Origin of the sequence: Rhodosalinus halophilus (assembly GCF_003298775.1) — a bacterium.
Lineage (GTDB): Bacteria > Pseudomonadota > Alphaproteobacteria > Rhodobacterales > Rhodobacteraceae > Rhodosalinus > Rhodosalinus halophilus.
In genome coordinates, this window is record NZ_QNTQ01000008.1 from 318,106 (window position 1) to 331,927 (window position 13,822).

At 71.3% G+C, this 13,822-nt stretch carries 10 protein-coding genes; 4 read left to right on the plus strand and 6 right to left on the minus strand.

What is annotated here, in order from left to right:
- Window positions 1-37: 37 nt before the first annotated feature.
- From der to DRV85_RS10965, 3 genes are read right to left on the minus strand one after another with little or no spacing between them, the layout of a single operon-like run.
- Window positions 38-1,483 carry a ribosome biogenesis GTPase Der gene (gene der / locus DRV85_RS10955; protein ID WP_113289490.1) on the minus strand — a complete coding sequence of 482 codons (1,446 nt, stop codon included), beginning with the start codon at window positions 1,481-1,483 and terminating at the stop codon, window positions 38-40.
- 49 nt (window positions 1,484-1,532) lie between these two features.
- On the minus strand, window positions 1,533-2,879 hold the full coding sequence (locus DRV85_RS10960) for a PQQ-like beta-propeller repeat protein (protein WP_113289518.1): 1,347 nt from the start codon (window positions 2,877-2,879) through the stop codon (window positions 1,533-1,535).
- A 44-nt stretch (window positions 2,880-2,923) separates the two neighbouring features.
- A complete protein-coding gene (locus tag DRV85_RS10965) occupies window positions 2,924-3,589 on the minus strand; it encodes a hypothetical protein (protein ID WP_113289491.1) in 666 nt (221 codons plus the stop codon).
- Window positions 3,590-3,848: 259 nt separating this feature from the next.
- Here DRV85_RS10965 and DRV85_RS10970 point away from each other — a divergent pair, with 259 nt between their 5' ends.
- The 4 genes from DRV85_RS10970 (at window position 3,849) to DRV85_RS10985 (ending at window position 9,549) form a co-directional block, all read left to right on the plus strand.
- Entirely contained in the window at window positions 3,849-5,162 is a 1,314-nt protein-coding gene (locus DRV85_RS10970) for an efflux RND transporter periplasmic adaptor subunit (protein ID WP_113289492.1), read from the plus strand.
- A complete protein-coding gene (locus tag DRV85_RS10975; protein ID WP_113289493.1) occupies window positions 5,159-8,833 on the plus strand; it encodes an efflux RND transporter permease subunit in 3,675 nt (1,224 codons plus the stop codon). The genes DRV85_RS10970 and DRV85_RS10975 overlap by 4 nt, the downstream gene beginning before the upstream one ends.
- Before the next feature lie 12 nt (window positions 8,834-8,845).
- Window positions 8,846-9,100: a GlsB/YeaQ/YmgE family stress response membrane protein gene (locus tag DRV85_RS10980; RefSeq protein ID WP_113289494.1), complete on the plus strand. Its 255-nt coding sequence runs from the start codon at window positions 8,846-8,848 to the stop codon at window positions 9,098-9,100.
- Between the two features lie 179 nt (window positions 9,101-9,279).
- Entirely contained in the window at window positions 9,280-9,549 is a 270-nt protein-coding gene (locus DRV85_RS10985; RefSeq protein ID WP_113289495.1) for a VPEID-CTERM sorting domain-containing protein, read from the plus strand.
- 76 nt (window positions 9,550-9,625) lie between these two features.
- Here DRV85_RS10985 and xrtE read toward each other — a convergent pair whose 3' ends face one another.
- The 3 genes from xrtE to DRV85_RS11000 all read right to left on the minus strand — a co-directional run.
- On the minus strand, window positions 9,626-11,245 hold the full coding sequence (gene xrtE, locus DRV85_RS10990; protein ID WP_233495476.1) for an exosortase E/protease, VPEID-CTERM system: 1,620 nt from the start codon (window positions 11,243-11,245) through the stop codon (window positions 9,626-9,628).
- Entirely contained in the window at window positions 11,235-13,076 is a 1,842-nt protein-coding gene (locus tag DRV85_RS10995) for an ABCB family ABC transporter ATP-binding protein/permease (RefSeq protein WP_113289496.1), read from the minus strand. Before DRV85_RS10995 ends, xrtE begins: the two co-directional genes overlap by 11 nt.
- A gap of 58 nt (window positions 13,077-13,134) precedes the next feature.
- Window positions 13,135-13,822: LysM peptidoglycan-binding domain-containing protein (locus DRV85_RS11000; RefSeq protein WP_113289520.1), on the minus strand; the 688-nt coding region annotated here is incomplete at its 5' end.

Below are 13,822 nucleotides of genomic sequence, written 5' to 3' on the forward strand. Positions count from 1 at the left end.
CCGGGGTCGGCCCCGGGCGCGACCCGCAGGGCGCCGGTCAGCCCAGATGCTTGCGCAGGCGCGAGGGCTGGGCCTTCTTCCGGCCCTTGTAGGGGTTCTGTTCCGACTGCGAACGCAGCCAGAGCCGGATCGGCGTGCCGGGCATGTCGAAATCCGCGCGCAGCCCGTTGACGAGATAGCGCCTGTAGGCCTCCGGCAGCTTGTCGGGATGCGAGCACATCACCACGAAACCCGGCGGCCGCGTCTTCGCCTGCGTCATGTAGCGCAGTCGGATGCGGTGCCCGCCCGGCGCGGGCGGCGGATGCGCGGCGACCATCTCGGCGAGCCAGCGGTTGAGCCGCGCGGTGGGAATGCGCCGGTTCCAGACGTCATGCGCCTGCACCACCGCCTCGCGCAGGCGGTCGAGCCCCTTGCCCGTGCGCGCCGAGACCGCGACCAGCGGCGCGCCGCGCAGCTGCGGCAGAAGCGTCTCGAAACTCTCGCGCAGCGCGCGCAGCTTCGCCTGTTTCTCGGGATCCATGTCCCACTTGTTGACCGCGACCACGACCGCACGCCCCTCGCGCTCGGCCAGATCGGCGATGCGCAGATCCTGCGTCTCGAAGGGGGTCGCCGCATCGAGCAGCACGACGACCACCTCGGCGAAGCGCACCGCGCGCAGGGCGTCGGCCACCGAGAGCTTCTCGAGCTTGTCGGTCACCCGCGCCTTCTTGCGCATCCCCGCGGTGTCGAAGATCCGCACCGGCAGCCCGTCCCAGTCGGTCTTCACAGAGATGGCGTCGCGGGTGATCCCGGCCTCCGGCCCGGTGAGCAGCCGCTCCTCGCCGAGGATGCGGTTGACGAGCGTGGACTTGCCCGCGTTGGGCCGGCCCACCACGGCGAGCTGCAGCGGCCTGGCGCGCGTGGGCACGCGCGGGCCTTCGGCGGTCTCGCCCTCTTCGTCCACATCCACGTCGGTCTGCGGCGCCTCTTCGGCCTCTTCCCCCGCCTTGCCCTCGACGAGCGGCGCCAGCACCGCGGCCAGGTCGGCCATCCCCTCGCCATGCTCGGCCGAGAGCGGGATCGGTTCGCCCAGACCGAGGCCCCAGGCCTCGGCGAGCCCCGCCGCGCCGGCCTGCCCCTCGGCCTTGTTCGCGCCCAGGATGACGTGACCGCCCCGGCGCCGCAGGATATCGGCGAAGACCTCGTCGGTGGCCGTGACGCCCGCGCGCGCGTCGATCAGGAAAAGGCAGGCGTCCGCCTCGGCCACGGCACGTTCGGTGAGCCGGCGCATCCGGCCCGGCAGGCTCTCGTCCGTGGCCTCCTCGAGGCCGGCGGTGTCGATGACGGTGAAGCGCAGCGGCCCCAGCCGCGCCTCGCCCTCGCGCAGGTCGCGCGTGACGCCCGGCCGGTCGTCCACGAGGGCGAGCCGCCGGCCCACCAGCCGGTTGAAAAGGGTGGATTTGCCCACGTTGGGGCGCCCCACGATGGCGAGGCGGAAACTCATGGCCGCGAGGCTCCTCTGGCGCAGACCGCCCGCTTAACGCATCCGCGCGTCAGCGAAAAGCGTGCAGTTGCCCGCGCTTTGTCACGACGTAGAGCGTGCCGCCCGCCACGACAGGAGTCGCCGTCGCGCCCCCGGGCAGGGCGAGGCTCTGCACCAGCGCGCCGCTTTCGGGGTCGAAGACGCGCAGCACCTCGTCGCCGCCCGCGACGATCAGCCGTCCGCCGGCGAGCACGGGCCCGAACTGCGGGAAGATTTCCGCCCGGCGGCGGGGCCGGTCGCGTGTGTAGCGGGGCAGCTCGACGCCCCAGATGCGGCTGCCGTCGGAGGCGTCGAGGCGCAGCAGTTCGTTGCGATCGTTCACCAGAAAGAGCGAATCGCCGGCCGGCCAGATCAGGTCGAACGCGCCCTGCTCGGCCGTCCAGATCCGCTCGCCGCTCTGCAGGTCCAGCGCGGCGAGCCGGCCCGCGTTGTTCGCGGCGAAGACGCGCCCGTCCGCGATCACGGGGCCGCCGGTGATGTCGTCGACGAGCGACAGCGCGGTGCCCTCGCGCCGCCCCGCGACCAGCGCGCTCCAGCGCGCGAGGCCGCCGTCGGGGAACACGCCCTGCAACTCCCCGGAGCCGAAGGCGAAAACGACCAACCCGGCGGCGAAGGCGGGCGCCGGCCCGCCCGCCACATTGCGCACGTCCGCCACCCCGTCGTTGCGCCAGCGGATGCGCCCGGTCTCGGCCTCGATCGCCCAGGCGGTCGTGTCGCCGGCGACGAGATACACCAGCCCGTCGCGGTAGGTCGGGTCGCCGGTCCCGGTGGCGTCGAGCTTCTGATCCCAGCGCACCGCGCCGGTCTCGGGGTCGATCGCCAGGAGCCGACCGTAACCGGTGGTGGCGAAGAGCAGCCCGCCGCCTGCGGCCAGACCGCCGCCGATCGCCTCGCCCGCGCGGTCGCGGGCCGGCACGAGGTTCAGCGTCCAGAGCGTCTCGCCCGCGAGAGAGGTCGCCGTCAGCCGCGACGCCGCGTCGATGGTGAAGATGCGCCCGTCGGCGACGATGGGATCGGTGGTCAGGCGCTGGCGACGGCTGTCGCCCTCGCCGATGTCGGCGCTCCAGACCGGCTCGAGCGGATGGGAAAGCGCAGGATGCGCGGGCCGGTAGCGGGGCGTGCCGATGCCGTGCGTCCAGCCGGCGTTGACCTGCGCCGCCGGCAGCGCGATGGGCGCGGCGCGGTTCGGGCGCTCGGCCTCCCAGGGGTCGGGCTCGGCGGTGGGCCCGCGGAGCACCTCGCGCAGGTGCAGCCGCTCGCCCGGAAGGATCACCTCGCGCTCGGCGCAGGCTGCGAGCAGCAGAAGGATCAGGGGAAGCCCCAGCGCCGCGGCGCCGCGCCTGGCCAGCCGTGTCATGCCCGCGCCTGCCATCATGCCCTGCGCCACTCCGTCGCCGTGCCTCAGCCGTCGGCCATGGGCCGCGGCTCGCCTCCGAGCGCAACAATCAACTGCGCGGCGCGGCGGCGCAAGCCCGGTGTGGCGGCGGAATCGGCGCGGATCGTCTCCAGCCGCTCCAGCGCCGCCTCCTTGTCGCCCGTCTCGATGTCGATCAAGGCGATCTGCTCCTCCGCCAGCAGGCGCATCGCGCCGCCCGTCCCGGCCAGCGCCGAGAACCCCTGCCGCCGTTCTTCGGCCGGCACCGCGTCGCCCTGCTGCAACAGCGCCTTGAAGGCCGCGATCTGCCCGTAGACGGGGGCGAGATCGCTGTCCGGGCCGCCGATGCCTTCCAGCGCCTCCGCCGCGGCGGCGCTCTCGCCACCCTCGGCCAGCGCGCCGGCGCGCAGCATCGTCACGGCGGCCGACGCGCCCGGCGCGTCGGGCGCGATGGCGGCGAGCGCCTCGGCCCGGGCATCAGGCGACTGCTGCAGCGCGCCGAGGATGGCGTCGCCCGTGGCGCGCGCCCGCTCGGTCGCCTGCGCCTTGCGCCACTCGTTCCAGGCCGCGCCGCCCACGATCAGAAGCACGACCAGCACCGCGATCCAGCCATAGCGCCGCATGAGCGCGAACATGCGGTCGCGCCGGACTTCCTCGGCCACTTCTTCGAGAAAACTGTCGCGCTCGGTCACGCCGCCCCCTGCCTGCGGTTTGGCATGTCATATACGCTGGGCCGGGCGGTGCCAAGGGCGCGGCGGCGCGCATCCGGGCAATGCGCGCCTGTCACGCCCGCAGGCGCCGGGCGAAGCTTGCGGCGTTGCGTCGATACAACTAATCTGAACCGGTCGGTTCAGCGTAGAAGGTCGGCAGTTTGTCAAGAGTTCCCGTCTCGCTATGTCACGGCGAGCCGCCCGACGCCACAGGCCCCGGGCGACGCACGAAAGGCCCGAGATGCGTTTGATCCCCGTCCTGACCGCGCTTCTGGTGATGGCGACGCTCTATCTCGTCGTGCTCGAGCGCGACGCGCTGCTGCGCTTCGCGCAGGGCGAGACGGTCACGCTCGCGGAGCTGAACCCGCTCGCGCCAGAACCGGATGGCGCGGACGCAGGGGCGCCGGAAGATTCCGCAGCGACAACGCAGGCCGCGCCCCTGTCCGCCGAGACCGCTCCGACCGCGCAGGTGCAGGGCGCCGAGCCCGTGGGCGTCGTCGCGATGCAGTCGGTGGCGCGCGAGATCGACAGCGCCATTCAGCTGCGGGGCGAGACCGAAGCCGCGCGCGAGGTCGATCTGCGGGCCGAGACCTCGGGCCTCGTGATCTCGGAGCCGCGACGCAAGGGCGCGCTGGTCGAGGCCGGCGAGGTGCTCTGCCGGCTCGATCCCGGCGCGCGCGAGGCCACCCTCAGCGAGGCGCAGGCGCGGCTGGCCGAGGCGCGGGCGCGCGTGCCCGAGGCGCGCGCGCGCCTGGCCGAGGCCGAGGCCCGGCTCGAGGAAGCGCGGCTCAACGCCAACGCCGCCGCGCGGCTCTCGGAGGACGGTTTCGCCTCCGAGACGCGGGTCGCCGCCACGCGCGCCGCGGTGCGCTCGGCCGAGGCGGGCGTCGAATCTGCGCGTAGCCAGCTCGAAACCGTCAAGGCCAACATTCAGAGCGCCGAAGCCGCCGTCGACTCGGCCGAGACCGAGATGGCGCGGCTCGAGATCGCGGCCCCGTTCGCGGGCCTGCTGGAATCCGACACCGCCGAGCTTGGCAGCCTGCTGCAGCCGGGCGGGCTCTGCGCCACGCTGATCGGGCTCGATCCGATCAGGATCGTGGGCTTCGTCCCCGAAACCGAGGTGGACCGCATCGAGGTGGGCGCCCGCGCCGGCGCACGGCTGGTCACGGGGCGCGAGCTGACCGGCGAGGTCACTTTCCTGTCACGCTCGGCCGATCCCACGACGCGCACCTTCCGGGTCGAGATCACCGTGCCCAACCCCGATCTTTCCGTGCGCGACGGGCAGACCGCCGAGATCCTGGTCGAGGCCGACGGCGCCATGGCGCATCTTCTGCCGCAATCTGCGCTCACGCTCGACGACGACGGCACGCTCGGCGTCCGCACGGTGACGCAGGAGAACGCCGCGCGCTTCGTGCCCGTCACGCTGCTCAGGGACACGATCAACGGCGTCTGGGTGGAGGGGCTGCCCGACGAGGCGGCGGTGATCGTTCTGGGGCAGGAATACGTCACCGACGGCGTGCCGGTCGAGGTCACCTGGCGGGAGGCCACGCAATGACCGGCATGGTGGACTGGGCCGCCAGCCGCGCCCGCATGGTGCTGGCCTTCATCGCACTCTCGCTGCTCGCGGGGGGCTTCGCCTATGTCGCCCTGCCCAAGGAGGGCGAGCCCGACATCGAGATCCCGGCGCTTTTCGTCTCCGTGCAGTTCCCCGGCATTTCGGCAGAGGACTCCGAGAAGCTGCTGGTCAAGCCGATGGAGACGGAGCTCTCCGATCTCGACGGCCTCAAGACGATGAGCGGCACGGCGGCCGAGGGCTACGCGGGCGTCGCGCTCGAGTTCGAGTTCGGCTGGGACAAGTCGCAGACCATCGCCGACGTGCGCGACGCGATGAACACCGCCGAGGCGCAGTTTCCCGAAGGCTACGAGAAGTACTCGATCAACGAGATCAACTTCTCGGAGTTCCCCATCGTCATCGTGAACCTGACCGGCCCCGTGCCGGAGCGCACGATGTTCCGGGTGGCGCGCGATCTGCAGGACGAGATCGAGGGGCTCGATTCGGTGCTCGAGGCGGGGCTCGCCGGCGAGCGGGACGAGATGCTCGAGGTCGTGATCGACCCCCTCCGTCTCGAGGCCTACAACGTCACCGCCGACGAGTTGATCAGCGTCGTGCAGAACAACAACCAGCTCATCGCGGCCGGCGAGGTCGAGACCGAGCAGGGCGCCTTCTCGGTGAAGATCCCCTCCTCCTTCGACGAGCCGCGCGACGTCTACGACCTGCCGGTCAAGACCAACGGCGACCGGGTTGTGACGCTGGGCGATCTGGCCACGATCAACCTCACCTTCCAGGACCGCGAGGGCACGGCACGCTTCAACGGCGAGCCGACGGTTGCGCTGCAGGTCGTCAAGCGCAAGGGATTCAACCTGATCGACACCGCCGACGAGGTGAAGCAGGTCGTCGCCGCCGCCCGCGCGGACTGGCCGCCGGAGCTGCGCGCGGCCGTGCAGATGGGCACGTCCAACGACCAGAGCCGGATCGTGGCCTCGATGGTCAGCCAGCTCGAAGGCTCGGTGCTGACCGCGGTGGCGCTGGTGATGATCGTCGTTCTGGCGAGCCTCGGCACCCGCGCCGCGCTGCTGGTGGGCTTCGCGATCCCGACCTCCTTCCTTCTGTGCTTCGCCTTCCTCGCCGTGATGGGGGTGACGATCTCGAACATCGTGATGTTCGGCCTGATCCTTGCGGTGGGGATGCTGGTCGATGGCGCGATCGTGGTCGTCGAATACGCCGACAAGCGCATCCGCGAGGGCTCGGGCCCGATGCGCGCCTATGTCGAGGCGGCCAAGCGCATGTTCTGGCCCATCGTGAGCTCGACGGCGACGACGCTTTGCGCCTTCCTGCCGATGCTCTTCTGGCCGGGCGTGCCGGGCGAGTTCATGGGGATGCTGCCCGTCACGCTGATCTTCGTGCTCTCGGCCTCGCTGGTCGTGGCGCTGATCTACCTGCCGGTGATGGGCGGGGTCACGGGGCGGGTGAGCCGTCTCTTCGCCAACGCCTCGGACGCGCTGCGGGCGGGCCTGCCGTGGATCGTGCGCGCGATGCTGGTGCCGGTGGCGCTCTATGGCCTCTTCCTCGGCGCGATGCAGGTGCTCAACCCGGGCTATCTCTTCGGCGGCACGCCGCCGCTGCCGGGTCTCGCCGGATCGCTGCCCGGGGTCGCGCTGTTCCTCGCCGCGGCGGCGGCCTCTTCCATCACGCTCTCCGCTGCACGGATCGAGATGCGCCCGCAGCGAATCCGCGCCGGCCGCCGGCGCACGCTCTTCGGCCGGATCATCGGGCTCGTCGCCGGCAACCCGGTGATGCCGCTCGCCACCATCGCCGGCGTCGGCTTCGTGGTCGCCAGCGTCTTCATGTTCTACGGCGAGAACAACAACGGCGTGGACTTCTTCGTCGAGACCGAGCCGGAGCAGGCGATCGTCTACGTGAAGGCGCGGGGCAACCTGAGCCTGGCGGAGAAGGACGCGCTGGTGCGCCGCGCCGAGGCGATCGTGCTCGCGCATCCGGGCGTGCAGTCGGCCTTCTCCTTCGCCGGAGAGGGCGGGCTCAACTCCAACACCGGCGGCGCCGAAGCGCCCAAGGACACCGTCGGCCAGATCCAGTTCGAGACCATCCCCTGGGAAGAGCGCCGCTTCGACCCCTCGCTCGACGGCAACGCGGTGCTGGCGGATCTCGCCGAGCAGCTGGCGGAACTGCCGGGGATGGAAACCGAGATCCTCGAGGCGAGCCAGGGCCCCGCGGACGCCAAGCCCGTGCATCTGCGCCTCAAGGGCGACGATCTCGACACACTGGTCGAGGCCACCGGCATCGTGCGCGCGAAATACGACTCGCTGCCGGGGCTGCGGCTGATCGAGGACACCCGCCCCCTGCCCGGCATCGACTGGCAGATCGACGTGGATGTGGAAAAGGCCGGTCGCTTCGGCGCCGACGTGGCCACCGTGGGCGCGATGGTCCAGCTCGTCACCCGCGGCATCCTGCTCGACACGATGCGCGTGCCCAGCTCAGACGAGGAGATCGAGATCCGCGTGCGGCTGCCAGAGGAGGACCGCCTGCTCTCGACGCTCGACACGCTGCGTGTGCGCACCGAGGACGGGCTCGTGCCGCTGGCCAACTTCATAACGCGCGAGCCGGTCGAGAAGCTGGCCGAGATCAGCCGCGTGGATCAGACCCGCCATCTCGACGTCAAGGCCGACGTCGCCTCGGGCCTGGTGGCGGTCACCGCGCCCGACGGCGCCGAACTGGGCGTGATGCCCGCCGCGCAGGCCGAAGAGCGGATCGCCTCGGCCGCGCCGGGCACCGCCTGGGAGGGCGCCTCGACCGCGCCCGTCACCGCGAACGAGCGCATCGAGACGCTGACGCAGTGGCTCGAGGCCGAAAGCCCCCTGCCCGCCGGCATCGACTGGGAATGGACCGGCGATCAGGAGGAACAGGAGGAATCGGGCCAGTTCCTCATGAAGGCCTTCGCCGGTGCGCTGGGGCTGATGTTCATCATCCTGCTGGCGCAGTTCAACAGCGTCTACAACGCGGTGCTCGTGCTGCTGGCCGTGGTGCTCTCGACCACGGGCGTGCTGATCGGCATGCTGGTCATGGACCAGCCCTTCTCGATCATCATGACAGGGACCGGCATCGTGGCCCTGGCGGGCATCGTCGTGAACAACAACATCGTGCTGATCGACACCTATCAGGAATACGCCCGCTACATGCCCCGGATCGAGGCCATCGTGCGCACGGCCGAGGACCGCATCCGCCCGGTGCTGCTGACGACGATCACCACCATGGCCGGCCTGACGCCGATGATGCTGGGCCTCAGCCTCGACTTCATCGGCGGGGGCTACTCGATCGACAGCCCCACGGCGCTCTGGTGGAAGCAGCTGGCGACGGCGGTCGTCTTCGGCCTGGGCGTGGCCACGGTGCTCACGCTTCTCTTCACGCCGGCGATGCTGGCTGCGCGCGTCTGGGTGACGGAATACGCGCGCTGGATCGCGCGGCTGCTGGCCTGGGCCGGCGCCGGCCGGTCGAGCCGGGTGGCCCGCGACTGGGCGCTGCGCCGCGCCGCGCGCCGGGTGAAGGCGCCCACGATCCTGTGGGACGAGGGCGACGGCCCGGTCGTGGACGGCGCGCCCGCCGCGCCCGACCTCGCGCCGCCGGCCAAGCCGCTCCGCGCGGCCGAATAACAGGGAGACGCCATGGCCTTCGAAAGCGTGCTCGCGATGCTGCTCACCGGCCTCGTGGCCGGCTGGCTCGCCGCGAAACTTGTGCGGGGCGGCGGGTTGGGCCTGATCGGCAACATGGCCGTGGGCGTCGCGGGCGCCTTCCTCGCCGGCGTCATGCTGCCGGTGCTGGGGTTCGGCGCCGGCGGCGGGGTGATCCTGACGGTGCTGCAGGCGACCCTGGGGGCCGTGGTCGTCCTGGTTCTGATACGCCTGATTCGCACCGGATAGGCCAAAGGCACCAGGCCGGCCCCCGGATTGTCGCAGCAAGGGCAACAAAGCCCCAACGGCTTGTCGAATAGCCGCTACGGCCGAACAAGCGGCCGCTTTTTCGTCCCGATGCCGTCGCAACCGTTGCCCGATCCTGCTCCGGGGCGTAGAGTGCGCGTGTCGAGTTCGGGGGTATTGGCATGTCGAGGCTTCGCAACATCACGACGGGCGCCTTTGCCGCCTATCTGGCCGGCACGCTGCCGGCCATGGCGCAATCCTACCACGGTGGCGGCTGGTGGTCCTCCTTCTGGGCCAACCTTTTCAACAGCTATCAGAGCGGGTCGGGTGGTGGCACGCGGACAGCGGCTGCGGTGCCTGAAATCGACGCCTCGAGCGGCGCGCTCGCCATTGCCGCCGTGCTGGCTCTGATGGCGCTGAGCTGGGAACTGCATCGCCGTCGGCGCGGGTAAGATCACGGGTCTTCCCGCGTATCCAGGGCCGCCTTCGGGCGGCCTTTTTGCACCTGCCCGGTGGCAGGCACGCAGCTCATATCAGGCTCCAGTCGCCGCGCCAGGCCGCGGCCGCCGCCACGAGGGCATTCGCCGCCACATGGGCCGCGACGGCATCGCTCAACCGCCCCCGCCGCAGGTAGACGACGGCAAACACAAGTCCCGCCAGGGCGGCAACCAGCCAGCGATCGTGCAGCGCGGCGAAGCCTGCGGTCGAGACCACGACCGCCAGCGCACGCCAGGCCAGGCCGCCGCGATCCAGCCGCGACAGCACATAGCCACGGAAAAAGAGCTCTTCGACCACCGGTACCAGGATCACGGTGCCCACCAGCCGCACCGCAACCCAGAGCGCGGCCGCCGCAGGGGCCAGCGCGAGAAGTGCAGGTTCGGGCGCCGCCGGGGCAGGCGCGCTTGCCACCCAGCCCACCCCGACCAGCAGACCGGCGGACCAGCTCAGCGCGTCGGGCCGGCCTTGCAGGAGCGCGGGCAGCGGACGCCAGAGCCACAGCAGCGCCCCCAGCATCGCCGCCGCCTGAAGCGGAAAGCCCAAGGCAGGTGCGACGAAGAACGCCTGCACCGCGAGCGAGGACAGCATGAAGGCGACGAAGGGCAGGATGAGCGCCGCCGTGGGATCGTGGCTGAGCGACGGACCGGCCTGCGCCGCCTCCGCGCGCTCGCGCTGTAGCCAGGGGATGCGGTTGACAGCGACCAGCACGAGGATCGCCAGCACGGTGAACGACAGCCAGCCCGCGAAGCTGTGAAACCCGTTGAGCGCAAGCTCGGGCGAGACATGCGCGCCGATCAGGATCAGCCCCGCGATGCGCAGGACGTTGAAGAGCCAGCTCGCCAGCAATGCCGCCGGCAGCACGGCAAGCCAGAAGCGGCCCATGCGCAGCGTGCCCCGGAAGAGCGCCGCATAAAGCGCCAGGAACGCGGCCATCAGCACGAACCCCTCCACGCCGGAGCATTGCGGCGCGATGTTCACGTTGAAGCCGTCTGTCCGGATGATGGCCGCCTCGGGATAGACCTCGACCGCCTCCGAGACGGCCGACAGCGTCAGAAAGACCCCGACGAAGGTGATCTGCGCGAGCGTGTTCCAGTACCAGATCGGCTCGAGCCAACGCGCAAGATCGGGCAGCAGCAAGGCCGCGAAGACCAGGGCCAGCAGACCCCTGGGCTCTGCGCGGACCCACGCCGTCCAGTCCCGCGGCGCCGCCAGAAGGCCCAGCGCACCAAGCGTTATCGCCAGCGCGCCGCCCGCCAGCAGCGGCAACAGATCGGCAAAGCGCGCGTTGAGCGCCTCTGCCGGCGTCAGCAGCATCGGCAGGAAGGCAGCGGCAAGCCCCGCCGCATGCAGCAGCGCCCACGGCAGGCGCGTCGTGCGCGCCGCCGTCATCGCCACGAAGCGCACCCGCGCTGCACGGCGCGCCGACAGATAGAGCCCGATCGCCACGGCAAGACACAGCGCGCGCAGCACGGAGCCGCGCAGCGCGCGACAGGCCGCCTCCGCCTCGGTCTGGCGGCATTCGAGCGGCGCATCAATCTGGAAGATGAGCACCAGCGCGACGAGTTCGGCCACGAAGAGCGCGCCCAGCACCATGAGCCGCAAGGGCACCGCGCCGCCGGGCGCACCCATCGTCAGCCCGTCACGCGGCATGCTCGGCCTGCTGCCGTGCCCAGAGTTGCGCGTAGCGCCCCTGCCGCGCCAGAAGGGCGGCATGGGTGCCCTCCTCGACGACGCGGCCCGCCTCAAGCACCACGATACGATCCGCATCCGCCACGGTCGAGAGCCGGTGCGCGATGGTGAGCACCGTGCGCCCCTGCCCCGCGCGCCGCAGCGCGCCCTGGATCTCCGCCTCGGTCTCGGTGTCGAGCGCCGAGGTCGCCTCGTCCAGCAGCAGGATTGGCGGATCCTTGAGCAGCGTGCGGGCGATGCCCACGCGCTGCTTTTCCCCGCCCGAGAGCTTCAGGCCCCGCTCGCCAACGGTGGTGTCGTAGCCCTCCGGCAGCGCCGCGATGAAGTCGTGGATCTGCGCCGCCTTCGCCGCCGCCACGATCTCGTCCTCCGTCGCTTCCTCGCGTCCGTAGGCAATATTGTAGCGGATCGTGTCATTGAAGAGGACCGTGTCCTGCGGCACGACCCCGATCGCGGCGTGCAGCGTGTCCTGCGCGACATCGCGGATGTCCTGCCCGTCGATGCGGATCGCGCCCTCGCTCACGTCGTAGAAGCGGAAGAGCAGCCGCCCGATGGTGGACTTGCCCGAGCCCGAGGGCCCGACCAGCGCGACCTTCTCGCCCGCGCCGACCGCGAGCGAGATACCGTGCAGGATCGGCCGCGCCGGATCGTAACCGAAGACGACCCGGTCGAAGGCCACCGCGCCGCCCGACACCTTGAGCGCGGGCGCGCCGGGCCGGTCGGCCACCTCGCGCGGCTGGTCGAGAAGCTCGAACATCTCGCCCATGTCCACGAGGCTCTGCCGGATCTCGCGGTAGACGGTGCCCAGAAAACCCAGCGGCATGGTGATCTGGATCATGTAGGCGTTGACCATCACGAAATCGCCCACGGTCAGCGCGCCGTTCTGGACGCCCACCGCGGCCATGACCATGACGATGACCAGCCCCCCGGTGATCAGGAAGGTCTGTCCGAAGTTGAGGAAGGCGAGCGAATAGGCGGTCTTGAGCGCCGCGGTCTCGTAGCCCGCCATCGCGCGGTCGTAGCGCGCGGCCTCCCGCCCCTCGGCGCCGAAGTATTTCACCGTCTCGTAGTTCAGAAGCGAATCGATCGCCTTCTGGTTGGCGTCGGTGTCCTGGTCGTTCATCTCGCGCCGCAGGCGCACCCGCCATTCGGTCACCTTGAAGGTGAACCAGACGTAGAGCGCGATCGTGGCGGCGACGACGACCAGATACCAGGCGTCGAACATCACGAAGAGCACGCCCGCGATCAGCGCCAGTTCCAGGATCAGCGGCCCCACCGAGAAGAGCAGGAACCGCAGCAGGAAATCGACGCCCTTCACCCCCCGCTCGATGATCCGCGAGAGCCCGCCGGTGCGGCGCGTGACGTGGTAGCGCAGCGACAGGCGGTGGATATGGGTGAAGGTCTCGAGCGCGATGCGCCGGAGCGCGCGCTGGCCCACCCCCGCGAAGACCGCGTCGCGCAACTGCTGGAAGCCGTTCGACATCAGCCGCGCCATGCCGTAGGCGACCGTCAGGCCCACCGCCCCGAGCGCGAGGTCCGGCACCCCCTCGCCCGACAGCGCATCGACCGCCCGCTTGTAGATCATGGGCGTGCCCACCGCGACCAGCTTCGCCGCGAGCAGCGCGACGAGGGCGCCTACCACGCGCCGCTTCGCCCAGCTCTCGCCCTCGGGCCAGAGATAGGGCGCGACGCGGCGGATCACTTTCCAGCCGGTGCGCCGCTCGCGCCGCGCCTCTTCGGCGGGCGTCTCGACGGCGGGCGTGTCGCGGTCTGCGGTGCTGTCGGCTGGCATGCGCTGTCTCCGGTCGGGCACACCTAGACCGGATGCCCGCTAAGGGCCAGTGCCGCGCTCACTGCGGAATGGTGAAGACCTGCCCCGGATAGATCAGATCGGGATCGCGGATGCGGTCCCGGTTGGCCTCGAAGATGCGCACATAGAGGATGCCCCGTCCGTAGTTGCGCCGCGAAATGCCCCAGAGCGTGTTGCCGCGCTGGACGGTGACGAGCGCGCGCCCCTCGGACTCCGCCTCCGCCGCCGCCGCGGCGAGCGCGTCGGGCGCGATCCGCTCGAAGGGCGTCTCGATCCGGGCCGTGACCTCGCCTTCGGCGTCCAGCGCATCGATCCGCATGGTGTAGACGCCGGTGTCGATCTCGGGCAATTCCGTCTGCCAGTTGCCGTCCGGCGCGACGGGAACGCTCGTGACCGGGCGATTGTCCAGATAGACGCGCACGAAATCTGTGCCGGGCCCGCCCTGGCCGGCGAGCTGCACCGCGCCCTCCGCGTCGTAGCCGATCGCGTCGACGGCAAGTTCCGCGAGCGCGTCGGGCGGCGCGCCGGGCCGGCCGGGGCGCTGAAGCACGCGTAGCCCCTCGCGGCCTGCGAGGATCACGCCCGGCGCCCCCGCCCCCTCGGGCTCTGCCGCGGGCGGGCCGGGTTGCGCCGGCTCGGCCGCCGCGACGCTCGGCTGCGCGGCGGGTGCGGCTGCGGCATCGGGTCCGGGCTCGCCCGCGACGGTGGCCGGAGCCCGCGCCACCGCG